At 70.5% G+C, this 25,665-nt stretch carries 25 protein-coding genes; 13 read left to right on the forward strand and 12 right to left on the reverse strand.

Annotated features, from left to right (window positions below; translation table 11 throughout):
• Positions 1 to 28 precede the first annotated feature (28 nt).
• The 6 genes from guaB to ACLIRP_RS06635 are packed head-to-tail and all read left to right on the forward strand — an operon-like array spanning position 29 to position 6,146.
• Positions 29 to 1,495, forward strand: coding sequence for an IMP dehydrogenase (guaB, locus tag ACLIRP_RS06610; RefSeq protein ID WP_412063174.1), 1,467 nt, complete (start codon positions 29 to 31; stop codon positions 1,493 to 1,495).
• Positions 1,492 to 2,553, forward strand: coding sequence for an aminopeptidase P family protein (locus ACLIRP_RS06615; protein ID WP_412063175.1), 1,062 nt, complete (start codon positions 1,492 to 1,494; stop codon positions 2,551 to 2,553). Before guaB ends, ACLIRP_RS06615 begins: the two co-directional genes overlap by 4 nt.
• Positions 2,554 to 3,588, forward strand: coding sequence for a glycosyltransferase family 4 protein (locus tag ACLIRP_RS06620; RefSeq protein WP_412063176.1), 1,035 nt, complete (start codon positions 2,554 to 2,556; stop codon positions 3,586 to 3,588).
• Positions 3,585 to 4,493, forward strand: a complete 909-nt coding sequence (locus ACLIRP_RS06625) for a glycosyltransferase family 2 protein (protein ID WP_412063177.1) — start codon at positions 3,585 to 3,587, stop codon at positions 4,491 to 4,493. The genes ACLIRP_RS06620 and ACLIRP_RS06625 overlap by 4 nt, the downstream gene beginning before the upstream one ends.
• Positions 4,477 to 4,827: an ATP-binding protein gene (locus ACLIRP_RS06630; RefSeq protein ID WP_412063178.1), complete on the forward strand. Its 351-nt coding sequence runs from the start codon at positions 4,477 to 4,479 to the stop codon at positions 4,825 to 4,827. The genes ACLIRP_RS06625 and ACLIRP_RS06630 overlap by 17 nt, the downstream gene beginning before the upstream one ends.
• A complete protein-coding gene (locus ACLIRP_RS06635) occupies positions 4,800 to 6,146 on the forward strand; it encodes a hypothetical protein (RefSeq protein WP_412063179.1) in 1,347 nt (448 codons plus the stop codon). The genes ACLIRP_RS06630 and ACLIRP_RS06635 overlap by 28 nt, the downstream gene beginning before the upstream one ends.
• Here the strand turns inward: ACLIRP_RS06635 and miaA are convergent.
• The 6 genes from miaA to ACLIRP_RS06665 form a co-directional block, all read right to left on the reverse strand.
• Positions 6,062 to 6,979 carry a tRNA (adenosine(37)-N6)-dimethylallyltransferase MiaA gene (gene miaA / locus ACLIRP_RS06640; RefSeq protein WP_412063180.1) on the reverse strand — a complete coding sequence of 306 codons (918 nt, stop codon included), beginning with the start codon at positions 6,977 to 6,979 and terminating at the stop codon, positions 6,062 to 6,064. The genes ACLIRP_RS06635 and miaA overlap by 85 nt on opposite strands.
• On the reverse strand, positions 6,976 to 8,034 hold the full coding sequence (locus ACLIRP_RS06645; RefSeq protein ID WP_412063181.1) for a ThiF family adenylyltransferase: 1,059 nt from the start codon (positions 8,032 to 8,034) through the stop codon (positions 6,976 to 6,978). The genes miaA and ACLIRP_RS06645 overlap by 4 nt, the downstream gene beginning before the upstream one ends.
• A complete protein-coding gene (locus ACLIRP_RS06650) occupies positions 8,031 to 9,563 on the reverse strand; it encodes a phytoene desaturase family protein (protein WP_412063182.1) in 1,533 nt (510 codons plus the stop codon). The genes ACLIRP_RS06645 and ACLIRP_RS06650 overlap by 4 nt, the downstream gene beginning before the upstream one ends.
• The gene (locus ACLIRP_RS06655) at positions 9,563 to 10,501 is read right to left on the reverse strand and encodes a tyrosine-type recombinase/integrase (RefSeq protein ID WP_412063183.1); all 939 of its coding nucleotides are present in this window, start codon (positions 10,499 to 10,501) and stop codon (positions 9,563 to 9,565) included. Before ACLIRP_RS06655 ends, ACLIRP_RS06650 begins: the two co-directional genes overlap by 1 nt.
• Before the next feature lie 105 nt (positions 10,502 to 10,606).
• Entirely contained in the window at positions 10,607 to 10,945 is a 339-nt protein-coding gene (locus ACLIRP_RS06660; protein ID WP_412063184.1) for a hypothetical protein, read from the reverse strand.
• Positions 10,946 to 10,990: 45 nt separating this feature from the next.
• Positions 10,991 to 12,082: an ABC transporter ATP-binding protein gene (locus tag ACLIRP_RS06665; protein ID WP_412063185.1), complete on the reverse strand. Its 1,092-nt coding sequence runs from the start codon at positions 12,080 to 12,082 to the stop codon at positions 10,991 to 10,993.
• A 106-nt stretch (positions 12,083 to 12,188) separates the two neighbouring features.
• On the opposite strand from ACLIRP_RS06665, the gene ACLIRP_RS06670 reads away from it, so the two are divergent.
• Genes ACLIRP_RS06670 through ACLIRP_RS06680 form a run of 3 tightly spaced genes read left to right on the forward strand, consistent with a single transcriptional unit; the run spans position 12,189 to position 15,017 of the window.
• Positions 12,189 to 13,022: a bifunctional hydroxymethylpyrimidine kinase/phosphomethylpyrimidine kinase gene (locus tag ACLIRP_RS06670; protein WP_412063186.1), complete on the forward strand. Its 834-nt coding sequence runs from the start codon at positions 12,189 to 12,191 to the stop codon at positions 13,020 to 13,022.
• Between the two features lie 31 nt (positions 13,023 to 13,053).
• Positions 13,054 to 14,085: a LacI family DNA-binding transcriptional regulator gene (locus ACLIRP_RS06675; protein ID WP_412063187.1), complete on the forward strand. Its 1,032-nt coding sequence runs from the start codon at positions 13,054 to 13,056 to the stop codon at positions 14,083 to 14,085.
• Entirely contained in the window at positions 14,082 to 15,017 is a 936-nt protein-coding gene (locus tag ACLIRP_RS06680) for a phosphoribosylaminoimidazolesuccinocarboxamide synthase (protein ID WP_412063188.1), read from the forward strand. The genes ACLIRP_RS06675 and ACLIRP_RS06680 overlap by 4 nt, the downstream gene beginning before the upstream one ends.
• Here ACLIRP_RS06680 and ACLIRP_RS06685 read toward each other — a convergent pair.
• The 5 genes from ACLIRP_RS06685 to ACLIRP_RS06705 all read right to left on the reverse strand — a co-directional run bounded on the left by ACLIRP_RS06685 (position 15,014) and on the right by ACLIRP_RS06705 (position 19,031).
• A complete protein-coding gene (locus ACLIRP_RS06685; RefSeq protein WP_412063189.1) occupies positions 15,014 to 15,814 on the reverse strand; it encodes a nitrilase-related carbon-nitrogen hydrolase in 801 nt (266 codons plus the stop codon). The genes ACLIRP_RS06680 and ACLIRP_RS06685 overlap by 4 nt on opposite strands.
• Positions 15,815 to 15,830: 16 nt before the next feature.
• Positions 15,831 to 16,826: a phosphate acetyltransferase gene (gene pta, locus ACLIRP_RS06690; protein ID WP_412063190.1), complete on the reverse strand. Its 996-nt coding sequence runs from the start codon at positions 16,824 to 16,826 to the stop codon at positions 15,831 to 15,833.
• Positions 16,819 to 17,196, reverse strand: a complete 378-nt coding sequence (locus ACLIRP_RS06695; protein ID WP_412063191.1) for a molybdopterin synthase catalytic subunit — start codon at positions 17,194 to 17,196, stop codon at positions 16,819 to 16,821. Before ACLIRP_RS06695 ends, pta begins: the two co-directional genes overlap by 8 nt.
• 19 nt (positions 17,197 to 17,215) lie before the next feature.
• Positions 17,216 to 17,692: a redoxin domain-containing protein gene (locus tag ACLIRP_RS06700; RefSeq protein ID WP_412063192.1), complete on the reverse strand. Its 477-nt coding sequence runs from the start codon at positions 17,690 to 17,692 to the stop codon at positions 17,216 to 17,218.
• Positions 17,693 to 17,771: 79 nt separating this feature from the next.
• On the reverse strand, positions 17,772 to 19,031 hold the full coding sequence (locus ACLIRP_RS06705; RefSeq protein ID WP_412063193.1) for an ABC transporter permease: 1,260 nt from the start codon (positions 19,029 to 19,031) through the stop codon (positions 17,772 to 17,774).
• A 181-nt stretch (positions 19,032 to 19,212) separates the two neighbouring features.
• Between ACLIRP_RS06705 and pruA the strand changes: the two genes are divergently transcribed.
• Together pruA and ACLIRP_RS06715 are read left to right on the forward strand one after the other, a co-directional pair.
• Positions 19,213 to 20,889: an L-glutamate gamma-semialdehyde dehydrogenase gene (gene pruA, locus ACLIRP_RS06710; RefSeq protein WP_412063194.1), complete on the forward strand. Its 1,677-nt coding sequence runs from the start codon at positions 19,213 to 19,215 to the stop codon at positions 20,887 to 20,889.
• Positions 20,886 to 21,347 carry a hypothetical protein gene (locus tag ACLIRP_RS06715; RefSeq protein WP_412063195.1) on the forward strand — a complete coding sequence of 154 codons (462 nt, stop codon included), beginning with the start codon at positions 20,886 to 20,888 and terminating at the stop codon, positions 21,345 to 21,347. The genes pruA and ACLIRP_RS06715 overlap by 4 nt, the downstream gene beginning before the upstream one ends.
• Positions 21,348 to 21,568: 221 nt before the next feature.
• Here the strand turns inward: ACLIRP_RS06715 and ACLIRP_RS06720 are convergent, their stop codons facing one another.
• Positions 21,569 to 22,378 (reverse strand): TatD family hydrolase, encoded by an 810-nt coding sequence (locus ACLIRP_RS06720; protein ID WP_412063196.1) that lies wholly within the window; start codon positions 22,376 to 22,378, stop codon positions 21,569 to 21,571.
• 37 nt (positions 22,379 to 22,415) lie between these two features.
• Here ACLIRP_RS06720 and ACLIRP_RS06725 point away from each other — a divergent pair, with 37 nt between their 5' ends.
• Complete coding sequence (locus tag ACLIRP_RS06725; protein ID WP_412063197.1) at positions 22,416 to 24,851, forward strand: histidine kinase; 2,436 nt, start codon at positions 22,416 to 22,418, stop codon at positions 24,849 to 24,851.
• Entirely contained in the window at positions 24,848 to 25,645 is a 798-nt protein-coding gene (locus ACLIRP_RS06730; RefSeq protein WP_412063198.1) for a LytR/AlgR family response regulator transcription factor, read from the forward strand. Before ACLIRP_RS06725 ends, ACLIRP_RS06730 begins: the two co-directional genes overlap by 4 nt.
• Positions 25,646 to 25,665 lie beyond the last annotated feature (20 nt).

Here is a 25,665-nt window from a genome sequence, read left to right on the forward strand (position 1 = left end):
CTCCGTCCCTCCATCCCGCAACCCTCCCATGAACAAAATCGCCTACGAGGGCCTCACCTACGACGACGTCCTGCTGGTGCCCGCCCGCAGCGACGTGATGCCCCGCAACGTCGACACCTCGACCCGGCTGACCCGCAACCTGTCGATCACGATGCCGATCGTGGCCGCGGCGATGGACACGGTCACCGAGGCCGACCTCGCGATTGCGATCGCGCGCGAGGGCGGCGTCGGGGTGCTCCATAAGAACATGACGGCCGAGCTCCAGGCCCGCGAGGTCCGCCGCGTCAAGCGGAGCGAGTCCGGGATGATCTTGGACCCGATCGTGCTCCGCCCCGTCGACACCGTCGGCGACGCGCGCCAGCGGATGGCGCGGTACAGCATCGGCGGGATCCCGGTTGTTGACGACGATCGGCGGCTGGTCGGCATCGTGACCAACCGCGACTTGCGGTTCCAGCTCGACAACGACGTCGTGCTCTCGACCATCATGACGACCGAGGGGCTGATCACGGCGCCGGTCGGGACGACGCTCGACCAGGCCGAGGCGACGCTCCAGGAGCACAAGATCGAGAAGCTGCCGGTGACGGACGCCGAGGGCTTTCTCAAGGGGCTCATCACGTTCAAGGACATCCAGAAAAAGAAGAAGCACCCGAACGCCGCGAAGGACGAGTTCGGCCGCCTGCTCGTCGGCGCCGCCGTCGGTGTGACGCCCGACACGCCCGAGCGCGTGGCCGCGCTCGCCGAGGCGGGCGTCGACTTCGTGGTTGTCGACACGGCGCACGGCCACTCCGAAGGTGTGCTCGCGATGGTGCGCCAGATCAAGGAGCAGTTCGAGGGGCTCGACGTGATCGCCGGGAACGTGGCGACGCCGGAGGCGACCGAGGACCTGATCCTGGCGGGCGCCGACGCCGTCAAGGTGGGCATCGGACCGGGCTCGATCTGCACCACGCGCGTCGTGGCCGGCGTCGGCGTACCCCAGCTCACGGCCATCCTGCGCTGCGCCGAGGCCGCCCGCCGCTACGACGTCCCGATCATCGCGGACGGCGGCGTCAAGCAGACCGGCGACATCCCGAAGGCGCTCGCGGCCGGGGCCTCGACCGTGATGGTCGGGAGCCTGCTGGCGGGCGTCGAGGAGAGCCCGGGCGAGACCGTCCTCTACGAGGGGCGGCGGTACAAGAACTACCGCGGGATGGGGTCGCTCGGCGCGATGGAGGCCGGCTCCAAGGACCGCTACTTCCAGGACGCCGAGGACGACCTCAAAAAGTTGGTGCCCGAGGGCATCGAGGGGCGCGTGCCGTACAAGGGGACGCTGGGCGAGATCACGTATCAGATGGTCGGCGGCCTGCGCGCCGCGATGGGGTACTGCGGCACGGCGACGATCCCCGAGCTCCAAGAGCGCGGCCAGTTTGTCCGCATCACGAGCGCCGGCTTGCGCGAGAGCCACCCCCACGACGTCACCATCACCTCCGAGTCGCCGAACTACTCGACGCGCTCGTGAGCCGGGTCGACACCCTGCGGGCCCTGGCCGCCGAGCACGACGCGGACGCGGCGCTCGTGACGCACGCGCCGAGCCTGCGGTGGGCGCTCGGGTTTACCGGCTCGAACGGGCTCCTGCTGGTCACGCCCGACGCCGCCCACTTCGTCACCGATGGGCGGTACACGGCGCAGGCGGCGTCCGAGGTGTCCGACGCGACGGTCCACATCGCCCCGGCGTCACTCGCGGCGTACGCCAGCGAGCACGGACTGGTGGGCCGAGCCCAATGCCTAGTCGTCGAGGGGGACCACTTGACCGTGTCGGCGCATCGCGAACTGGGCGAGGCGCTGGCAGTCGAGCTGGTGCCGGTCGACACCCTGCTCGCGCGCACGGTCGCCCAAAAAGACGAGGCCGCGATCGCGGCGGTTGCCGCCGCGCAAGCGCTGACGTGCGAGGTCTTCGAGGCCGTCCTTCCGTCGATTACGGCCGGCGTCACCGAGCAGGCGATCGCGGCGGAGGTCGTGTACCAGCACCTTCGGAGGGGCGCCTCGGCGATGTCATTCGAGCCGATCGTCGCCAGCGGGCCACGCGGGGCGCTGCCCCACGCCCGGCCGTCGTCGCGCGCGCTCGCGCCGGGCGACCTGGTCGTGCTCGACATGGGCGGCGTGCTCGACGGCTACTGCTCGGACCTGACGCGGACCGTCGCCGTCGGGGAGCCGGGCGAGGAGGCACGAGCGGCGTACGCGGTCGTGCAAGACGCCCAACGCGCGGCGATTTCGGCCGCTCGCGCAGGGATGACGGGCAAAGAACTCGATGCCGTCGCCCGCGACGTGATCGCGGCGGCCGGGCTGGGCGAGGCGTTCTCGCACAGCCTGGGCCACGGCGTCGGGCTGGAGGTCCACGAGTGGCCCCGCGTGTCGCGGCAAAACCAGGACACGCTGCCCGCCGGCGCCACCATCACCATCGAGCCGGGCGTGTATATCCCAGGCCGGTTCGGCGTCCGGATCGAGAACATCGTCGCGCTCCGGGAGGGCGGCTGCGACGACCTGACGCCGCTGCCGGCCGACCTGGTCGTCGTCTAAGTGCGCCTCGCGTTCGTGCTGCCCGCCCCGGTGCGCGTCCCGCAGGGGGGCGCGGCCGTCGTCTTCCGCCACGCGACCGGGCTGGCGGCGCTGGGGCACGACGTGGATGTCATCGCGCCCAAGCGGTCAGCGGGGGCGCTCGCGTGGGCGCGACGAATGGCGGTCATCGCGCGCGACCGGCTCCACGGGGTGGCCGACGCCCGGGCCGAGGTGCCCGGTGTTCGTGTGATCGAGCCGTCGACGGCCGCCGACATCGACGGTGCAGGGTATGATGCCGTTATTGCAACCGGGTGGCAAACCGCTCGGTGGGTCGCCGCACTGCGGGGGGGGAGGCGGTTCTACTTCCTCCAAGGCGACGAGCGCGTCCTCGACCCGCGCGCCCAGGCCACGTGGGCCTTGCCCCTGCGCAAGTTGGCCGTCGCGCGCTGGCTTGCCGGTACGGTCGAGGCGCACGGTCACGCGGTCGAGGGCCTCGTGCCGAACGCCGTCGACCCCGAGGAGATGTTCGTCGTCAGGCCGCCCGCGCAGCGCGGCCGTTGCGTGATGGCGCTGTACCACCGCCACCCGACCAAGGGGCCCGACACGCTGGTCGCGGCCCTCGACGCTCTCCGCCAGCAGGTGCCGGATGTGGCGGCGACGCTCGTCGCGGCGCGGCCGCCGAGCCACCGCTTGCCCGAGTGGGTCGACCTCCATGTCCGGCCCTCGCGCGACGACCTCCGGACGATGTACAACGAGGCCGCCGTGTGCCTCCACACGAGCCGGCTGGAGGGATGGGGGCTCGTGCCCATGGAAGCCGCGGCCTGCGGCTGCGCGATTGTGGCGACCGCCAGCCGTGGACCCCGCGAGTTCCTTTCCCCCGGCGAGTCGATGGTCGAAGTGGCGGTCGGCGACGCCGAGGGGATCGCGTCCGAAGCCGCGCGGCTGCTCCGTGACCCCGATGAGCGGATACGGCTGGCGCTCGCGGGACACGCCGCCGTCTCCCGGTTTAGCTGGGTCGAGTCCACCGCCCGCCTGGAGCGGCTGCTGCGTTCATGATCTCGGTCGTCATCCCTGTCTTTCAAGGGGCCCACATCCTGCCCACGACCGTCCCCGGCGTCCTCGCGCTCGAGGGCGTCGACGAGATCGTGTGGGTCGACGACGGGTCGACCGACGAGACGTCGCGGCATCTCGCCGAGGCGGCCCGAGACGACCCCCGCGCCCGCGTCGTGACCCTGCCCAGGAACACGGGGCGCTCAGGGGCCCGGAACGCGGGGATCGCCGCCAGCAGCGGAACGGTGATCGTGTTTCTGGATGCGGACGTGGAGCCGGCCGTCGGTTCGGCGCGAGCGCTCGCGGCGGCGGCATCGTTGCCTGAAGCCGTGGCAGCGGTCGCGCGCATCGAGCCGGTCGCCACGGACCCGTCCGACCCGTATCAGGATTACGCCGTCCACGCGCGGCGAGGACCGAGCCCCGATCTCTCGGAGGGGCAGCCGCTCGACTGGCGCTTTTTCCTCGCCGGCGCCAGCGCCGTCCGTCGGCCGGCGTTGCTCCGGGCGGGGCGATTCCCGGAAGACATCGCGTACGGGGAGGACCAGGCGCTAGCCTGCGAGCTCAGCCTCGTGCACCCGTCCGGGCTCCGGCTCGCGGGCACCTCGGTCCGCCTGCACGATCTGGGAGACCTCGACCGGGCCGTACAGAATGTCGAGGCGTACGGGCGGGCGCTGCCGGCGCTGCGCGCGCGGTGCCCGGCGGTCACGCCCCGTGTGTCGCGCGGGGTTCTCGCGGTGGCCCGGCGGGCCGGGCCGATCTCTGCCGGGCTTCGGTCCGTTATTGCAAAAGGTCTCGTACCCGTTGCTCTGCGCCGCCAGCTGATACGGTACCTTCTCGCGTCCCACGCGCTACATGCTGCCTCTCACGCTTCGGCTCCCGCGCCTCGCCTCCGCCGTGGGGACCGCCTGTGAGAGGGCGGAGGCCCTCGCCCGGGTCGAGAACTGGCCCGCCGCCGACGTCACGAGACTCGTGCTCGCCGTCGGCGAGGCCGTCGGGAACGCGATCGAGCACGGCGACCCGTCCGCGGCCGAAGTGGAGGTCGAGTTTCGGGAGGGCGACGGCGGCCTCGACATCTGCGTGTCCGACGGGGGCCCGGGGCCGGACCCGACCGTCCTCGAGCGGCCCTCGCTGCCCGACGACCCGCTCGCCGTCGACGGCCGAGGCCTGTTCATCCTGTCGACCGTTACCGACGCCATGTACATCGACGGCGGCGCTCTGTGTTTGACGATCCGGCCCCGCCCGTAGGGCGCCGGGAGGGGGCCCTCGCGCTCGTCCTCGCCGCCGCCAGCATCGCCGTGTTGGCCTGGACGGCCCGTGTCCCCGAGGCCGGGGCCTCGTGGCGGCTCGCATTCGTGGGCGTCCATCTCCTCGCGTCAGGAGCATTGATCCTCTGGCTCCGCCGTCGCGCACCGACGCTGGGTCTCGTCCTCCTCGGGGCCGTGTTCCTCCGCCTGGTCGCGCTCCCCATGGCGCCCGTCCTGTCCGACGACGGCTACCGCTATCTGTGGGACGGGGCCGTCGTGCTCGAGGGGATCTCGCCCTACGCGATGCGGCCCGCGGACCCCGCTCTCGCCGAGCTGCCGGCCACAGGGCTGCTGGCCCAGATGAACTCTCCCGAGTACTACTCGGTCTACCCGCCCGCCTCACAAGCGGTGTTTGCCATCGCCGCGCAGGGCTCGACGTGGCGCCAGCAGTGGGTGTGGCTGAAAGTCCTGCTCGTCGGGGCGGAGCTGCTCGGCGTCTGGCTCCTGCTCCGCCTTTGCGGCCCCCGTCTGGGCGCGCTGTACGCGTGGAGCCCGTTGGCCGTCATCGAGGTCGCCGGACAGGGACACACCGAGGGGCTCGTCGTCGGGGGGCTCGGGCTGGTCCTGTGGGCGGGACGATCGCGCTGGCCGCTCGCGTCTGTAGGGGTGACGGTCGCAGGACTCACCAAGCTGTATCCGTTTGCGCTCGCTCCCGCGGTGTGGCGTCGAGACGGCCTGCCAGGTGTCGTGGTGTCCATCGTGCTCGTCGCAGCGTTGTCGTCGCTCGTGTGGCACCCCCAGGCGATCGCACACGTTCAGGAGTCGGTCGCGCTCTTTTTCGGGACGTTCGACGAGTACGCGGGCCCGTATCGCTTGCTGAAATCGGTCCTTTATCCGGTGCTGGGCGCCGGGGCGGGGGCGGCCGCAAGCGGTCTGCTGGGCGTTCTGTTCGCCGTGGCCGTGGCCGCCTCGTGGGTCGCCGATGACGGCCGCGTGCCTGGCCTTCGGTGTGTGCTGACGGTTTGCGTGGTGGGGTTCGCGATGACGGCGAGCACGCTGCACCCGTGGTACTGGCTTCCAGTCTTGTGGATGATTCCGTTATTGGAATCCAAACCCCTACTCTGGCTCTGCGCACTGTCGAGCGCGACGTATCTGAGCTACACGACCGGAGGGGCCGGAGAGTGGGCCACCCTGATCGGGTGGGGAGGGGCTGCCCTGCTTTGGGCACGAGAGATCTATGCCCGACGGACCTCGCCTCCGACGTCGAGCACGGCCTCGGCGGTGGCCGAGCGCGCGTCGAGCCACGACGCGTCTGGGTAGCGCCGGTACCAGGTGAGCTGCCGCTTCGCGTAGCGTCGGGAGTTTCGCTTGATCAGCCGGACGGCCTCGGCCGCCGAGCGCTCGCCCGCGAGGACGGGCAGCCACTCCTGATACCCGATCGTCGCCCGGAGAGTGGGCCGAGCATCTGAGTCGGACGCGAGCCGCGTGACTTCGTCCACCAGGCCACTGTCCAGCATGCCGTCGACTCGCGCGTCGATGCGGGCATACAGCTCTGGGCGTGGTCGGTCGAGAACGACCAGCCTCGAGGGCAGCCCAGCGCGCTGTGACTCCGCCCACAACTCGGACGGCCGACGGCCCGTGCTGCGCAGCACCCCGACCCACCGCACCAGCCGGTGCGACTTGGTCGGGTCGAGCGTGGCTGCCGCCTCGGGATCGGACCGGCTCAGCTCCTCGAATAAGCGCTGTGCGCCCTCAGGCTCTGTAATCGCCTCCAGAAGCTGAGCCTCGAGCGCCGGAGGCACCGGAGGGAGATTCGCCAGCCCCTCCAGCAGGGCGTGGACGTAGAGCGTGGATCCGCCTACCACGACTACCGGGGTGCCCTGTGCCCACAATCTCTCAATCGTCCCCCGCGCCATCTCGAGCCATCGGCCAGCCGTGATCCGGTCTCCTGGATCGATGAGGTCGACCAGGTGGTGGGGCACGCGCTCCCGATCGGCAGCTGAGGGTTTGGCGGTCCCGATGTCGAGGCCACGGTACAGCTGCCGGCTGTCGGCCGACACGATCTCCGCTCCCAGGGCCTCGGCTACGTCCAACGCCAGCGACGATTTCCCGACGGCGGTCGGGCCGGCCAGCACGAGGGCGCGATGCGTCACGAGAGCCGTCGGAACGCGTCCAGGCCGCCACGCAAGCTCAGCGCCCGGTGGCCCCGCTCGGCGAGCAGCCGGGCGGCTTGCGCGGAGCGCCCCCCCGACTTGCAGTAAACAATGACCTCCTCGGCCTTCCACAGTTCGAGTTCGAACAGGCGCGCCTCCAACTGTCCCACAGGGATGTGCCGGCCGCCGATGTGGTCGGCGCTCCGCTCAGCGGCTTCGCGCACATCGAGAAGGTGGACGCCCCCGGCGGCCATCCGGACTCTCAGGTCGCCGGGCGACACCTCGCCGGCGTCCGCGACCTCCGCCAGGCGGCCCAGGCCACACGCGGGACACTGCGGGTCCCGGTCGATCCCGATCTCGCGGACTTCGACCGCCAGCAGGTCAATCATCAACAGCCGCCCGACCAGCGGCTCTCCGATGCCCAAGAGCAGCTTGAGCGCCTCGGACGCCTGGATTGTCCCGAACAGCGATGGCACGACGCCGAGCACGCCGCCTTCGGCGCAGTTCGGGATCAACCCTGGGGGCGGGGGCTCCGGAAACAGACAGCGATAGCACGGGCCGCCGGTTGCCGCGAACACGGACGCCTGGCCGGAAAACGTCCCCACGGAGGCAAACACGTCCGGGGTCCCGGTCCGGACGGCGGCGTCGTTGACCACGTACCGCGTCGCGAACGTGTCGGACCCGTCGACGACCACGTCGTACCCCGCGAGCAGGGCGTCCGCGTTGCTCGCGTCCAGCCTTTTGGGGTGGCACTCGACCGTTATGTCTGGATTGATCGCGCGCAGCCGCTCCAGCGTGGCTTCGGCCTTGGGACGGCCGATATCGGACGTCGAGAACAGCGTCTGGCGATGCAGGTTTGTGATATCGACGGTATCAAACTCGACGAAGCCGACGCGTCCGACGCCAGATGCGACAAGATGATGCAGCGCTGGCGACCCCAGGCCTCCCGTCCCAACGACCAGGCAGGACGCCTCCGCAAGCCGCCCCTGACCGGCCTCTCCGATCTCGGGAAGCTGGATCTGACGAGCGTATCGCTGCCGGGGATCGAAAGTCATCGCTTGGTGTCGAGATGGTGCAAAACGACCCGGGCGGCGTTCCGCCCTGATGCACCCATAATGCCTCCCCCCGGATGCATGCTGGCGCCGGTCAGAAACAACCCATCCACGGGGCCACGGTAATCGGACAGTGTAGTGGAGGGGCGCAAGCTGAACATCTGGTCGATGGTCATTTCGAGGTGCATCACGTTTCCCTTGAACAGGCCGAGCTCGCGCTCGAGCCAGAGCGGATGCTGGAACAGACTCCCGACGACGGACGCCTTGGTCCCGGGCGCGTAGGGTTCAAAGGTATCGAGGATCCGGTCGGCTACCTCGTCCCCGATGTCGTCCCAGCGCCGGCCGCCGGTCATCTCATAGGGGAAGTACTGGGCCCACAGCCACAGGACCTCACCGCCGGGGGGCGCGAGTGTGTCGTCGACGGCCGAGAAGCTCATCCCGACGATCGGCGGATCGTCCGCGGGATGGCCCTTGAGGTAGTCCGCGTAGGCGTCCATGATCTGCTGGCGGTCGCGGCAGACCAGTTGGAGCGCGGTCCGCGCGTCGTCGCCGGGGCTTGCGGCGTACTGAAGAGGCTTGTCGAGCGCGAGCCGCAGAATGGCCCCGAATCCGTTCCCGACGCGCATTCCGTCCGCCTCAGGAGGCCTGTGCTCGGCCGGAAGCAGCTTGTCCAGCGTTTCGAGGATGTGCGTCCCGGAGAGGACGGCCCTGGCGGTGTAGATCTCTTTACCTACGCGGACGCCCTCCGCCTTGCCGTTGTTGACGATCAGCTTGTCGACCGGCGAGGACGTGTGGATGTCCCCGCCGTGGGCGCGGATCATCGCCGCGAGCGCCTGGGTGAGTCCGCCGGACCCGCCCCGAGGCCGGGCCACGCCGCTCTCGTGATACAGGGGGTGCCAAAGCAAGAACGGCGCGCTCATAGCCTCGGTAGGAGGGGGGCCACTCTGGGCGGCCATCCACACCAGCGGGGTCTTGACCTTCTCCTCGGTGAAGTACTGATCGACCACTTCACCATACGGCCGCATGATGACGGACAGGGCCTTCTGCCAGTCGATCTGAGCCGAGTCGCCCATCACGAACGTCTTCCCAAGTTCGAACGGGCTCGGGGTGGACAGAAAGACATCGCGAACGGTCTCTGAGAACGGCCGCCAGGTGTCGACGAACCGCCGGTAGTTGTCGCCCTCACCGGGGAACTGCTGCTCGAGGTGCTGGCAGGTCCGGTCGACATCCCGGTAGATAAAGACCGACGAATCGTCCTCGTACGGGGCAAAAAACAGAGGGTCGAGTTCCAGGTACTCCAGCCCGTAACTATAAAGGTCCAACTCGTCGACGATTGGAGTCAAGCGTATGAGGATGTGGGCGGAGCCTCCAAGGTCGAACTGGTACCCCGGCACCTGCTCGACTGTCGAGACCGCACCGCCGACGATGTCGCGCCGTTCGAAGACCCCGACTCGATACCCAGCTTTCGCCGCGTAGGCGGCCGAAATCAGGGCGTTGTGCCCAGCTCCGACGACGATGAGATCGTAGTCCATTAGAGATCGATAAAGTCGGCCGCGCTGTCGTTCAGTCGGTCGCGTTGATGAACGTACCGCATCGTTGTTTCGATACTTTTGTGTCTCGCGTGCGTCTGTACCTGCTGCAATGAGGCCCCACCTTCGATGGCCAATGTGCACCCTGTATGGCGCAGCGTGTGGGCCCCGACGCGCGCCGTGACACCCGCCTTCTCGCCGAGCTTCCGGACGATCTTATAGATGGACGACCCGGACAACCGGCGACCCCGGGACTGGTTGGTCGAGAACGACCGCCAGACGGGGCCTGACCGGTATCCCTGGGAATCTGCAAACTCCTGGATCGTCGAGGCGACGTGAGCCGGCACCTTCACGATCTGGTTCGCACCACCCTTGGCTTCGCGAATGGTCAAGACGGTGTGGTCTCCGGCTTGCGAAAGGTCGTCCACATTCATGGCCGACGCCTCCGAACGCCGCAGAACGCAGTGCAATAGAGTCTTTACGAGCGCGTAGTCCCGCATGCCCGTCTCCGCCGACAGGTCGACGGCGTCGAGCATGGCCGACGCCTGCTCGCGCGTGAGCACCGTCACCAGCTGCTCGCGCGTGGGCGACTTCCGGACCTTCCGGACCAGGTGACGATCGGCGGGATTGAGGTCCAGAAAACCGAGTGCAGTGAGCCACGCGAAGAACCCCCGCAGCGATGCGAGAAAACGACGCCGGGTCGCCGGGCTCTTGCCGGCGTCCTCGAGCGCCTGAAGCGCCTCATTGACGTCCCCAAACGTGACCGCTGCCGCAAGCTCCAGCGTGACGGTCGGCGTGCCGAAGAATGTTTCGATGTCGCGTGCGTAGGCGCGGCGCGTGTTCTCACGGTCGAACCGCAACAGGTAGAGCGGGACGAGGTCGGATTGCGCCGTGAACGCGCGGCCGAGCTTCGCGTGGGGAGTACGGACGAGGTCGGGCAAAACGCGGGGCTGGCTGGCGGTTCGATAATAGGAGTTATCGGGACTGGGCGCCAGAAAAGATGGCCGGCCGGGGCGGCTTGCGCCAGCCGGTCCCGCACGGTCCGGCTAGTTGTTGTCGTCGACCTCGGGGGTCCCGGCGTTGTCGCCGAGGTCAACGTTCTCATCGATGGCGTCGGACACGTCCCGGATGGCGTCGGACACGTCCCGGGCCGCGTCTTGGATTGCCACGCCCGCCTCGCGAGCGCCCGCCTCGATGTCGTCGCCGAGCTCCTTCAACTCAGCCTCCGCCTCATCGATGGCCTCGTCGTCGAACGTGAGCTCCGTGTCGACATCGGTGTCGCCGTCGGCCTCGACCTCGGTTTGCCTCTCCGTCTCGCAGCCGACCAGGGCCACGGAGCCGGCGACCAACACGAACGCCAGCAGGAGCATGTTGAAAGCTTTCATGTCCGGTGTGGTTGAGTGAGCCCGCACGGGCGCGGTGCTAGCGTCTTACGCGGCGGTCGGCTCGATGCGTTCCCCGGTCTCGCGGTGGAACAGATGTACCCGGTCCAGATCGAGCCGCACACTGAACGGAGCGCCCACCTCGAGCCGCTGGGGTTGAACTCGAGCGACCAGCGATGGCCCGTCTGGCACGGACAGGTACACGACCACGTCAGGGCCCATGGGTTCATCCAGGTCGATGATAGCAATAACGGGCTCAGAGAGTCTGAGGCCCGCACGGGCCGGTTCGCCAGCGTACAAGTCATCCGGCCGGATTCCCAGCGTGACCGGGAAGTCCCCGAACCCATCCTCAATGGCGATGCGGACCCCGGCATCGTCGGACGTAAACACGCCACCCTCCACGTGGCCGTGAAGCAGGTTCATGGCGGGGCTCCCCACGAAACCGGCCACGAAGGTGTTGGCCGGGCGATCGTACAGCTCCAGGGGCGCGGCCACCTGCTGGACGTGCCCGTCGTGCAAGACGCAGATCCGGTCGCCCATCGTCATCGCCTCCACCTGGTCGTGCGTCACGTAGACCATGGTGGCCCCGAGCGCCCGGTGGAGCTTGGAGATCTCCGCTCGCGTCTGCACCCGGAGCTTGGCGTCGAGGTTGGACAGGGGCTCGTCGAACAAGAACACCGCCGGCTCGCGGACGATGGCCCGGCCAAGCGCGACGCGCTGGCGCTGGCCGCCGGAGAGCGCCTTCGGTTTCCGGTCGAGCACCGCCCCGAGCCCCAGGATGTCCGCCGCCTCCTGGACCCGGCGTGCGATCTCGGCCTTCGGTCGCTTGCGGAGTTTGAGCCCGAAGGCCATGTTGTCGAAGACGCTGAGGTGCGGGTACAGCGCGTAGTTCTGGAAGACCATCGCGATGTCCCGGTCTTTGGGCTCGACGTCATTGACGACGCGGTCGCCGATCCGGATCGTCCCGTCCGTGATCGATTCGAGCCCGGCGATCATGCGGAGCGTGGTGCTCTTGCCGCACCCGGAGGGCCCCACGAGCACCATGAACTCGCCGTCTTTGACCGCTAGCGATGCGTCGTGGACGGCGACGTGCCCGTTGTCGTACTCCTTCCGGACGTGTTCGAGGTCGACGCGGGCCATAGGGGCGAGGTGGGATCGGCCAAGATACCCGGAAGGCTCCACCGCCCGGGACACCGGCGGGACGATCCGCGTTGGGCAGTCGCCCCCATCCCCCGCCCTGAGTTCCATGTCGCTCCTCCCCATCGCCGTCATCGGCGCTGCCTATACCGCGACCGAACGCGGGATCGCCGCCGACGTCTTGGTCGCCCGTTCGCTGGGGTTGGCGCCCTTCCCTGTGATCACGTCCATCGTGGTCGCCAGCGGGGGCCGGGTGACCGACGTAACGGACGTCCCGGTCGACACCGTCATCGCCCAGTTGGAGCACCTCGCGCAGGTAGGCCCGATCCGCGGCGTGAAGGTGGGCATTCTCGGAAGCGACAAGACGGCGGTCGCCGTGCTCGACGCGCTGGCCGCGATGGACGTGCCGACCGTGCTCGACCTGGTGGCCTCGGGGCCCAGCGGCGAAACCGTCCTCGAAGCGCGCGGCATCGACGCCGTGGCCGACCGGCTCGGCGCGGCCCGACTCGTCACGCTGTCCAAGGCGGACGCCGAACTGGTGACGAACACCCAGATCGAGTCGCTCGACGACGCCCAGGTGGCCGCCCAGCGGCTCCACAACCGGGGCGCCGCGCATGTGCTGATCCGCTGCGGGTCCCTCCCCTACCGGTTCTACGACGCCGCGGACGACCCCGGCGCAGACGGCCAGGACCGGCTGTTTGCCGACCTCTACTATGACGGCGAGGACTTCGCTCTTTACGAGGCTCCCCTGTTGGATGGGGCGCCGGATGGGGCAGCGAGTGGTCTTGCAATAACGGCACTCAAGGGACTGATCGAGGGCCAGCACGTCGAGGAGGCGTTGCAGGGGGCCAAGCGGTACGCCACAGAGGCCGTCCGCCATGCCGTCGGTGTCGACGGCCACGCGTCTCGATTAGGCGTCGACTGGATGCGCCCCTCCGCCTAGCGCCGCTAGCTTCGGGCATCCCCTTATGCCCATGCCACAGCGCCCTGCCCACAGCCGGCCCACGATCTACGACGTCGCCGACGCCGCCGGCGTCGCGATCTCGACGGTCTCCCGGGTCCTCAACGGCTCCGACGAGGTCTCCGACGCGACGCGCAGCCGCGTCCGCTCGGCGATCCGCAAGCTCAACTTCCGCCCGCAGCGGACGGCCCGGAACCTGGCCCAGGGCTCGACGACCTCGGTGGCCGTCGCCTTGCCGTCGGCGACCTCCCTCTTTTTCGTCGAGATGCTCAAAGGCGTCAAGGACGCGCTCCGCGAGCGGGACATCGACCTGCTGCTCTGCAATCTCGGCTCTGGGCAGCCCTACGCGACGTTGCAGCGGTTTCTGAACCGGGGTGCGGTCGACGCGCTCCTGCTCATGGGGATGCCGATCGAAGGGGAGGTCGCCGAGCAACTCCGCGCCTTCCCCGCCCCCGTCGTCCTCCTGGGCGCGCAAGCCCCGGGCCTCGACGCGTACTGGTGGGACGACGAGGACGGCGCCTACCGCGCGGTGTCGTACCTCATCGGGAAGGGCCACCGCCGGGTCGGCCTGATCGCCTCGCACGCGTGGAGCGCCACGTCGGCCCCCCGGCTGGTCGGCTACAAGCGGGCGCTGGCAGAGGCCGGCCTCCCGTTCGACCCGACGCTCGTCGCCGCCGGGGAGACCACCAAACATGCGGGGTACTCCGAGGAGGCGGGCGCCGAGGCGATGGCGCACCTGCTCGCGCACGACGCCCCGCCGACCGCCGTCTTCGCCTCGTCGGACGTGCAGGCGTTCGGGGCGTGGTCGTACGCTCGCGACCACGGGCTCGTGATCCCTCGCGACCTCTCCATCGTCGGGTACGACGACCTCAAACTGAGCCGCTTCCTCGACCTCACGACGGTCGCGCAGGGGATGCACCGCGCGGGCCTGCTGGCGACCGAGCGGCTCCTCCACCGCATCGCGGGCGCGACCGACGACCGCGTCTCGGTCGAGCTCCCGCTCTCCTTGATCGAGCGCGGCTCGACCGCACGCCCCAAGGCATGACGCTCCCCCCGCCGCTCGCAGCCACGCACCTCGGCCTCGGCGGCCGCTACCAGGGCAAAGTCCGCGACACGTACACGCTTGGCGACGGCCGCATCGTGCTCGTCACGACGGACCGCATCTCGGCGTTCGACCACGTCTTGCGGCAGGCCATCCCGCTCAAGGGGCAGGTCCTGAACGGGGTCGCCGCGTTCTTTTTCGAGCGCACCGCCGACGTCGCTCCGAACCACGTGCTCTCCGTGCCGGACCCGAACGTGACCGTCGGCGTGGCGTGCGACGCGCTGCCCATCGAGTTCGTCGTCCGCGGCTACCTCGCCGGCCACGCGTGGCGCGTCTACCGCGACGGCGGCCGCGAGCTGTGCGGTGAGGCGCTGCCCGACGGCTTGCGCGAGAGCGAGCGGCTGCCCACCCCGATCCTGACGCCGGCCACGAAGGCCGTCGAGGGCCATGACGAGGACGCGAGCCGGGCGGAGATCCTGGCCCGCGGCATCTTGGACGCCGACACGCTGGCGGAGGCGTCCGAGCTGGCGCTGGCGCTGTTCGCGCGCGGCACCGAGATCGCCGCCGAGCGCGGGCTCATCCTGGTCGACACGAAGTACGAGTTCGGCCGCGCGCCGGACGGCCGCCTGCTCGTCATCGACGAGGTCCACACGCCGGACTCGTCGCGCTACTACTACGCCGACGGCTACCCCGAGCGGCTGGCGGCGGGCGAGCCCCAGCGCCAGCTCTCGAAAGAGTTCGTCCGCGAGTGGCTGATGGCGAACGGGTTCCAGGGGCTCGCCGGACAGACTCTGCCCGATTTGCCACCTGACTTCGTCGCCGACGTCAGCGCCCGCTACGTGGAGCTTTACGAGACGATTACCGGCCGGACGTTCGAGCCGGACCTGAGCCCGGAGCCCGAAGCGCGGATCCAGCAGGCGCTCTCAAGCCTTTAGCTCGCGTACAGCTCCGGGCGCCGGTCGGCGACCCGGTCGTTGTAGGGATTGAGCGCGGTCGTCCGCGCCTCGTGCGGGTCGATCTCGGCCCGGATCACCGCCTCGTCGACCACGGACGCTGCTGCGAGCACTTCGGCGCGAGGCGAGCAGATCCGGCTCTGGCCCACGAACGTCAGGGACTCGCGCCCGTTCGACTCTGTCCCGACCCGGTTGGCGGTCGCCGTGAACACCCCGTTCTCGAGCGCCCGGATGGGCATCGCGGCCGGGCAGTGCGGGAGCACGAGGTTCGAGGGGTGCGCGATCACGTCGGCGCCCTGGAGCGCGAGCGTGCGGGCCGACTCGGGGAAGAACCAATCGAAGCAGACCATCACGCCGAGCCGGTAGCTCCGGCGCTTGCGGTCAGTGACCGTCCAGACCTCGAACCCGTCCGCGCCGGGCGCGAAGTGCTGGGTCTCCTCGTAGTAGAGGTGCGTCTTGCGGTACGTGCCGAGCAGGCCGTTCGGGGCCACGACGACAGCCGAGTTGTAAAGCGCGTCGCCGTCGCGCTCGGCGAGACCGGCGACGATGGTCGCGCCGGTTTCCTGCGCCCAGCCTTCCAGCTGGCGGACCGTCGGGCCGTCGATGGTCTCGGCCAGTGACGCCGCCTGCTCGGACGAGTCGAAAAAGTAGCCGGTGGCGAACAGCTCCGGGAGCACGACGAGGTCCGCGTCGGCCCCGAGCACGAGAGGTTCGACGGACCGGAGGTTGGCCTCGGTCTGCCCTTTGGTTGGGTGGGTCTGGATACAGGAGATGGTCATTGCAATAACGGACTGACTAGTTCGCGGCCCCGGCCTGGATCGCCGTGATGGTGGCCACGTTCGCGATGTCCTCCCAGTCGGCCCCGCGGGACAGGTCGTTGGCCGGGAGCCGCAGGCCCTGCAGCACGGGGCCGTACGCCTCGGCGCCGCCGACGCGCTGCGTGATCTTGTAGCCGATGTTGCCGGCCCCCAAATCCGGGAAGACGAACACGTTCGCCACGCCCGCGACGGCCGAGCCAGGGGCTTTGCGCTCCCCCACTGACGGGACGAACGCGGCGTCGAACTGGAATTCGCCGTCGATGGCGAGGTCGGGCCGCCGCGCTTGCGCCGTCTCGGTCGCCGTCCGGACCGCGTCGACGGCGGGGTGGTCGGCCGAGCCCTTCGTCGAGAACGACAGGAAGGCGACCTTGGGCTCCTGGCCGGTCAGGAAGCGGTGGTTGGCCGCCGCGTCGATCCCGATACTCGCGAGTTGGTCGGGCGACGGCGCCGCGTTCACGCCGCAATCGGCATACGTGAGAGGGCGGCCGTCGGGGAGCACCATCAGGAAAAACGACGACACCAGGTCGGAGTCGGCGGCGACGCCGAGCACCTGAATCGCCGCGCGGATCACGTCCGGCGACGGGTGCGCCGCGCCCGCCACGCACCCGTCCGCGTCGCCTGCGTCTACCATGAGGTCGCCGAAGTACAGCACATCGCCGGACAGCTCCAGCGCGCCCTCGTAGGTGAGCCCCTTGTGCTTGCGCTTGTTGAAGAGCGCCTGCGCATAGGCCTGCCGCCGCTCCGTCGTCGCCGGGTCCACGATGGCGATGGACCCGAGCGCCACGCCCTCCTCCGAGGCCACACGGCGGACGGTCGCCTCGGCGCCGATCAGGACGGGCTTGACGACGCCGTGCTCCGCGAGCCACGCCGCAGCGCGGATCGTGCGTGGGTCCTCGCCCTCGGGAAGCGCGATCCGCTTTTTGAGGGCGCGCGCGCGGTCGTGGAGGTCAGAGAACGTAAAGCGGTCAGCCATGGTTGGGGGCGTGCTCGGTCTTCCAGACCGGCACGGTGTCTTTGAGGGTGTCGATGAGCCACCGCGCCGCCGCGAACGCCTCGGCCCGGTGCGGGCACGCCACGCCGACGGCGACGCTGGCCTGCGGTGGCGGCACGTCGCCGAGCCGGTGCAGAAGCACGACGCGGACGGCGCCCCAGCGCTCGCGCGCGGTCTCGGCCAACGCCTCCAGCTCGGCCTCGGCCATCGGACGGTACGCGTCGTAGCTCAGCAAGTCGGTCTCGGCGCCGTCAGTCCACCGCCGCGAGCGGCCGACGAACACGCAGACGCCACCGGCGCGGTCGTCGGCGAGGTGGTCGTGGACGGCGCCGAGGTCGAGCGGGCCGTCCACAAGTCCAGTCCAGATCGGGCTAGCCGGCATCGAGGGCCGAGAGCACGGCGTCGAAGTCGGGCTGCTCGCCGGCGTTGTCGAGCACCTCGGCGTACTGCACGGTGCCGCCGGTGCCGACCACGAAGGCGGCGCGCTTGGACACGCGGTCGAGCTTCATCGGCGTAAAGTCGTGGTCGTACTTCGCGCCGTAGGCCTCGGAGACCGAGCCGTCGTGGTCGGAGAGCAGGCGGAACGGGAAGCCGTTGGCCTTCTTGAACTCGGCGAGCGCGAACGGCGAGTCGGTCGAGATCCCGACGACCTGCGCGCCGAGGTCGGTGTACCGGTCGTAGTTGTTGCCGACCGTGTTCAGCTCGGTCGTGCAGACGCTGGTGAAGGCACCGGGGAAGAACAGCAGGACGACGGGGCCGTCGGCGCGCGCCTCGGCGAGCGAGAACGCGGTCTTCTCGCTGTCGAAGAGGGTGAAGTCGGGGGCGTCGTCGCCGGAGGAGATGGGCATCGGGGAGGTCAAGAGATGGGGGCGGTGGCTACGCGCCGCCGTGTGCGCGGTTCATCCGGTTCCACCCGCTTGCGGCGGACTATCCCCCGAAGCGGATCGTGCGGACCGGCTCCACGCGCGCCGCCGCGCGTGCGGGCAGGTACGCCGCCAGCGTGCAGATCACGATGGTCGCCACGACCGTCACCACCACGTCCAGCAACGCCACGTCGACCGGCGCGCGGTCGAGGTAGTAGGCGTCCTGGGGCAGGCGGATGATGGCGAACTCGGTCTGGATCCAGGCGAACACCAGCGCGGCCGACGTTCCGAGCGCGGCGCCGATGATGCCCACCATCAGCCCCAACACCATGAACAAGCGCCGGACCGACGCCCGGCTGGCGCCCATCGCGAGCACGGTCCCGATCTCGCGCGCCTTCTCGAGCACCACCATCAGCAGCGCGCCGACGATGTTGAAGGCGGCGACGAGCACCAGAATCGAGATCACAAGCGGCACGATGCTCTGCTGGAGCTCGACCCAGGCGAACAGGCCCCGGTACACGTCCTCGATGGGCCGGGCGAAGAGCGGCGGGCCGATCTCGTCGGTCACGGCGTCGGACACCTGCCGCGCGAGCGCGCGGTCGGTCAGCGTCAGGTCGAGGCGGGAGACGGAGCCGGGCGGGTACGAAAACAGCTCGCGAGCGGTGTCGAGGGAGACGAAGGCGGACTGGTCGTCGAAGTCGCCGAGACCGGTCTCGAACACGCCCGCGACGCGGAACTGGCGCAGGCGGGGCCGCGAGTTGATCGAGCCGTCGGCGAGTCCCCGCGTCGAGTACGCTTGGATCCGTTGCCCGACATCTAGCCCGAGCCGCTCCGCAAGCGCCTTGCCGACGACCACGCCCGGCTGGCCGTCGCTCGTGGACAGGTCGAACGTCCCGACCGTCGTCCGGTCGGCGACGAAGGGCAGGTCGTCGGGCGCCGTCCCCCACAGCACGACGCCCTCGACCGTCGACTCGTCCTCACCCCGCGCGCTGAGCAGGGCGAAGTCGACGACGGCGGGCGCGACGTGGACGACGCCGTCGAGCGCCGCGACCGCTTGGGAGACGCTGTCGACGTTCGCGATCGGGTCGCCGAGGTAGGTCTCGACCTGGACGTGCTGCCCGAAGCCCACGATCTTGGCCTCGATCTCCTGGCTGAAGCCCCGCACGATCATCAGCGCCAGCAGGAGCGCGCCGGTCCCGACCGCCACGCCGCCGATCGCCGCGAGGACGACGAAGCGCAGAAAGCCGCGCCGCTCGTCGCGGCCGCTGGCGCCCCGGAGGTAGCGGAGCGCGAGCGTGCGCTCGAAGGGGCCGATGGGGGGCATGCAGTGGTCGAGGGGTCGGGAGCGCAAGGTCCGGCCGGATCGAGGCTCGCGCCAGCGGAGACCCGGCGGATGCGGGCGAAAGGGGCCCCGGCATCACGGCGTCTCTAGGTGCGGCTTCGCGAGGGCTCCCCACCGGGCTCTCTATCTTGCCGGCCTCCCTCTGCCCAGCCTTCCCCGACAGATGCACAACGCCATCGCCCGCCCGCCCCAGGCCGTCAACGAGCCCGTCCGCGACTACGCCCCCGGCAGCCCCGAGCGCGCCTCGCTCAAGGCGACGCTCCTCGCCATGCGCGACACGCCCATCGAGGTGTTCCCCGTCATCAACGGCGAGCGCGTCGAGACCGGGCGGACGGAGACCATGCGGCCGCCACACGAGCATGCCCGAGACCTGGGCCAGTTCCACAAGGCCCGCCCCGAGGACGTGCAGCGCGCCATCACCGGCGCCCTCGACGCCCGCCACGACTGGGCGCGGATGGCGTGGTCCGACCGCGCGGCCATCTTCCTCAAGGCCGCCGACCTGCTGGCGGGCCCGTACCGCGACCGCATGAACGCGGCCACGATGCTCGGCCAGTCGAAGAACCCGTACCAGGCCGAGATCGACGCGGCGTGCGAGATGGTCGACTTTTTCCGGTTCAACGTCCAGTTCTACCGCGAGATGCTGGAGGAGCAGCCGATCAGCTCGCCCGGGCTGTGGAACCGGACCGAGTACCGGCCGCTCGAAGGGTTCGTGTTCGCCGTGAGCCCGTTCAACTTCACGTCCATCGCCGCCAACCTCGCGACCGCGCCGGCGCTGTTGGGCAACACGGTCCTGTGGAAGCCGGCCCCGACGCAGACCTATTCGGCCCAGGTCATCGTCGACCTGCTCGAAGAAGCCGGCGTGCCTCCGGGCGTCATCCAGTTCCTGCCCGGCGACGGCCCGGACGTGGGCGACCCGGTGATGGAGAATGAGCACCTCGCCGGCCTCCACTTCACGGGCTCGACGAAAACGTTTAACCACCTGTGGCGGACCGTCGGCGAGAACCTCGACGACTATCGCGCCTACCCCCGCATCGTCGGCGAGACGGGCGGGAAGGACTTTATCGTCGCGCACGAGTCGGCAGATCCCGACGCGGTCGCGACCGCGATCGTGCGCGGCTCGTTCGAGTACCAGGGCCAGAAGTGCTCGGCCGCCAGCCGGATCTACGTCCAGAAGGCGCTGTGGCCCGCCGTCCAGGAGTCGCTCGCGGCGCAGCTCGCCCAGATGAAGGTGGGCCCCGTCGAGGACTTCACCAACTTCGTCAACGCCGTCATCGACCGGCCGTCGTTCGACAAGATCACCGGCTACATCGACCGCGCCCAGGCGGCCGACGGCGTCTCCGTCGAGCACGGCGGCACGTACTCCGACGAGACCGGCTTCTTTATCGACCCGACCGTGCTCGTCGCCGACGACCCGCGCTACGAGTCGATGGAGCAGGAGATCTTCGGGCCCGTCGCCTCGGTCTACGTCGCCGATGAGAGCTGGGACGACCTGCTGACGCTCGTCGACGAGACGAGCCCGTACGCGCTCACCGGCGCCGTTTTCTCCCAGGACCGCGCCGTCCTCGCGCAAGCGACGGCCCGTCTGGCGGACGCCGCGGGCAACTTCTACCTCAACGACAAGCCGACCGGCGCCGTCGTGGGGCAGCAGCCGTTCGGCGGCTCGCGCGGCTCGGGCACGAACGACAAGGCCGGCTCGAAGCTGAACCTGCTCCGCTGGGCGAACCTCCGCTCGATCAAGGAGACGTTCGTCCCGGCGACGCACTACGCGTACCCCTTCCACCAGCCCGAGGCCGCCGCGTCCGGCGACGGCGCCACGGCCGACGCCACGCTCGAGGCGTGACCTTCCGGAGCATCCACCACCCCGGCGCGGTCGCCCGGCCGTGGCTCGCGCTCCAGGCGCAGGCCCGGCCGGTCGCCTTGGCGCTCCTGGCCGTGATGACGGTCGGGCTAGCGGCCGCGCTCCGGGGGAATGGGATCCTCTGGCCGTTCGTGTTCGGCTCGGCGGCGGCGTATGTCGTCGCCGCGTCGATCGGGCAGAGCCGCTTGCTGGTGACGCCCGCCCAGGTCGACGTGTCGGGCCCGTTCGCGGCCGTGCACTCGATCTGGGACGCCGCGTCGGAGCCGCCGCTCGGGCGGCTGGCGCCCGTGTGGTCGGCCAAGCTCCAGCACGGCGAGCTGACGGTCGGGCTCGGCGACACGGTTCTGAGTTTCAACCGCCCCGACTGGCCCGACTTCGACGGGCTCGTCGACGCGCTGCGCGGCGCGGCGCGCGAGGGCGAAACGATGGCGCAGGCATGAACCCGGAGCGCACCCCGAGGCTGCCGGCCCCGTCCCTCCCCTTCCCGGAGGTCGGCGGTGAGCGGATGGAATCGCAAGCGACTCATTGCAATAACGGAACAAGCCGTGACCACTGGTGGGACCATTGCCCCAACTGCGGCGGACGGCTCGTAAACCATCGCTGCAAGTACCGGTGCCTGCGATGCCATTATCACATGTCGTGCTCCGACTTCGACTGACGCTCAGTCCGGGTCGGGGAGCGCGAAGAGGCGCCGTGCGTTCGCCGTGGTGGCCTCGGCGACCTCCTCGACCGTGAGGCCGCGCTCCTCGGCGAGTCGCTGAGCGACGAGGGCGACGTAGGCCGGCTCGTTCCGCGTTCCTCGGTGGGGCGTCGGCGCCAGGTACGGGCCGTCGGTCTCCAGTACGATCCGGTCGAGCGGGATGTCAGCGATGGCGTCGGGCACGCCCGCGTTCTTGAACGTCAGCGTCCCGCCCAAGCCAACGTGGAAGCCGAGGTCGAGCACCTCGGCCGCCAGCCACGCGGGACCGCCGAAGCAGTGGAAGACGCCACGGAGCGCATCCCCGTGCTGCGCACGGACCTCGTGCAGGATGGCGACCAAGTCGCGCGAGGCGTCGTCGGAACCGTTCTTGTCACGGTTGTGCAGGCTGAGCGGAAGGCCATGTGTCGCCGCCAGCACGGCGTGGGCGCGGAGCGAGGCCCGCTGCGCCTCCTCGTGCTCGCGGCTCCAGTAGTAGTCGAGCCCGGTCTCGCCCACGGCGACCACGCGTTCGTCTCCCAGCGCAGCCTTGACGGACGCCAGCACGTCGGGCGCGGCATCGCCGAGGTAGGTCGGGTGGAGCCCGGCCATCGCAAACACGCCGGGGTGGCGGTCGCACAGCGCGAGGGAAGCGTCGATGGACGCGACGTCGACGGCGGGTAATACGAACTGGCGAACGCCCGCGTCGCGGGCGCGCTGCACGACCGCGTCGCGGTCGGCGTCGTAGGCGTCGGCGTAGAGGTGGACGTGGGTGTCGACGAGGGGATCGGGCATGGGCCTGCCACGCCTCAGCGCCGGTCTAGATTCCGGCATGACCGCACCGCCCCGATGGCTCGCGCGGGCGCTCGCGGTGATGCTCGCGGCCCTCGCCCTGTTTCCGCTCGCCTCGCTGGGCTGGAGCTGGGCCGAGTACCGCCGGGATGTGGGCTTGCCGTTGTCCGAGACGCCCGCGCCCGGCTTCGACGGGGCGCGCTGGGCGGATCGCGACGGCGTGGTGGCGGCGTACGTCGTGCCGCGGTCGGGCGCGGCGAACGCGGGCATCCGCCCCGGCGACCGGCTCGCGAGCATCGACTTCCTGCCGGTCGAGACGGCGGCCGAGGCCGAGCGCCAGATCGAGCGGGCGACGGGGACCGTGCTGATCTACGGGGTCGAGCAGGGCGGCACGCCGCGCACCGTCGAGGTCCGGATCGGGCGGACGCCGACGTTCCTGTACCCGTTCTCGAGTGCGATGTGGGCGACGACGGGCTGGGGCTTCGGGGTCGTCGCCTTCCTGCACCTGCTGGCGTACCTCACCGTGGCGCCGCTGGCGCGGCGGAGCCCCCGGGCGCGGCGCTCGCGGCGGCTGATCGGGGCCGCGTTCCTGTGGGTCGGCGTCAACCTGGTGCGGTGGCTGTGGGTGAGCGTCTTCGGGCCGCCGCTCGCGGGCGGCACCGCGTCCGGCATCGTGTTCGACGGGCTGACGCTGCTCGCGCTCGGCGGTTGGATCGCGTACCCCGCCCTCCTGCTCGACCAGAGCGTGCGGAGCCGGCAGACCGCCGCGGCACTCGGTCCGTGGCGCTGGGCGCTCGTCGTGCCGCCGGCCGTGCTGGCCGTCGGCGTTGCGGTGGCCATCGTGGTCGGCAACCTCGGGCCGCTTCCGCCCGACGCGTTCGCCGTCCCGATCCTCTTCTACGTCTGCGTCTACGTGGCTGGGGCATCGTTGGCGATGGTGGTGAGCCCCTCGACGCGGCTTGGCCGACCGGCTCGCGTGGGGAGCGCGGTTGTGGCCGTCGCCGCGACCGCGGGCGCCTATATCGTCTCGACCCGGCTGGGGCCTGGCCCGCGCGACGGCGAGGTCATCACCGCATGGTTCGTGGTCGCGTTCCAGTTGTTCTCGCTGTTGCCGGTCGCCCTCGTCTCGTTCACGACGCTACGGTACGGGGCGTTCGACGCCTTGCTGGTGGGCAGCGCCGAGACCATCGTGACGCTGGCGCTGGCGTTTGGGATCGTCGTCGGGGGTGCGCTCGCGCTCGACGCTGTCCTCCCCGGCGGCTCGCAACCAGTCGCCCTCGGCGTCCTCGTCGTGGCCGTGCTCTTGGTCGCCGAGCGCGCCGCGCCCGCCCTGCGCGGCGCCTTCCGCCGGGCGTTCCAGACCGAGCGCCAGCGGGCCCGCGCCCGCCTCGACCGCTTTGGCGACCGCATCCGCTCGATCGCGGATGTCGAGACGCTGGCGCAGGAGGCCGCCGAGGCGATCGGCGACGCGCTGGGGGCCCGGAGCGCCGTCGTCTTCCTGCTCGCGGCGCGGGGGACGCCCGACGAGCGCTGGGTCCGCGCCACGTTCCGCCCCGAGCCGCCGACGTTCACCGAGGCCGAGCTCGACCGCGTCTGGGCCCGGATCCGCGACGAGGGCCACGTCTGGGCCCGCAACGAGGAGCTCGACGACGCGGACCTGCCTCGCGGCCTGTCCGACCGCTTGCGCCGGCTAGACGCCGCGCTGGCGGTCCCGGTGACGAGTGGGGCTGGCGAGCCGGCGGGCCTGCTGGTGCTCGGGCGTAAGGCCCGCCGGCTCTCGGTCTACGACACCGAAGACGTCGCCCAGCTCCGCGCCATCGCGGCCCAGCTCGCGGTCGGCGTCGAGCGGCTCCGCCTCGTCGACCGCGAGCGGGCGCTCGTGCGCCAGACCGCCGACGCCGAGCTCGCCGCGCTCCGCGCCCAGATCAACCCCCACTTCCTGTTCAACGCGCTCAACACGGTCGCGGCGCTGATCGGCGACAAGCCCGACCAGGCTGAGGCGACCGTCGAGGACCTCGCGGCCCTGTTTCGGGACGTGCTCACCGCGAGCGGCCGACCCGTCGTGCCCCTCCGTGACGAGCTGCGGCTCGTCCAACGCTACCTCGCCATCGAGTCCGCCCGGTTCGGCGACAAGCTGGCGGTGACGATCGACGTCGCGCCCGAGGCCGAGGACGTCGAGGTGCCGGCCTTTGCCGTCCAGACGCTCGTCGAGAACGCCGTCAAGCACGGCGTCGAAAAGCAGCGCGGCGGCGGGGCCGTGACGGTGACCGCCCGGCGCGCGGCCGACACCCTGACCGTCGTCGTCGTCGACACCGGGGTCGGCCTGCCGCCGGGCGGGGCGACCTTCGGGGTCGGGCTGTCGAACGTCGCCGACCGCTTGCGGCTCTTGCACGGCGACGCCGCCTCGCTGGCCGTCGACCCGACCGACGACGGCGCTCGCGCCACCCTTCTCCTCCCCTTGCCCGATTCCCCATGAGCCTGCGCGCCCTCATCGTCGACGACGAGGCCCCCGCCCGGTCCCGTCTGCGCCGCCTGCTCGACCCGTTTGTGGAAGCGGGCCGGCTGGCGGACCCCGTCGAGGCCGCCGACGGCGTCGAGGCCGTCGAGGCCCTCACCACCGACCGCTACGACCTCGCCTTCCTCGACGTCCAGATGCCCGGGCTCGACGGGTTCGGGGTTCTGGAGGCGCTCGCGCCCGGCCACCGCCCCGACGTCGTGTTCACGACCGCCTTCGACGAGTACGCCGTCCGCGCCTTCGAGGCGAATGCGACGGACTACCTCCTCAAGCCGATCGGCGCCGACCGGCTCGACGCCGCGATTGCCCGCGTCGAGGCCCGCCGCGCCGACGGCGACGACACCGACGCCCGGCTGGCGGACCTGCTCGACACGCTCGACGAGGCCGTGCCGTCGCCGCCGCCCGGCGGGCCGCCCATCGAGCGGTTCACCGTCCAGGGCCGCGACCGGCTCGTAGTGGTCGAGGCGGACCGCGTCGTCGCCGCCGAGGTGCAGGACGGGATCACGAGCCTCTACGTCGACGAGGCCGGCGGCGTCCACCGACACCTCGTCAGCTTCACGCTCGACGCCCTCGAGGGCCGGCTCGACCCCGACCGGTTTATGCGGGTCCACCGCAACGCGATCGTCAATCTGGGCGCGATCCGCGAGATGATCCCCTGGTTCTCGGGCCGCTACAAGCTGGCGCTGTCCGGCGGGATGGAGGTCACCGCGAGCCGTGCACGGTCGCGAGAACTCCGGGCCCGGCTCAGTCTGTAACCCCGCCGTTCCCTTTCGCC

The organism is Rubrivirga halophila (assembly GCF_046845755.1).
GTDB lineage: Bacteria > Bacteroidota > Rhodothermia > Rhodothermales > Rubricoccaceae > Rubrivirga.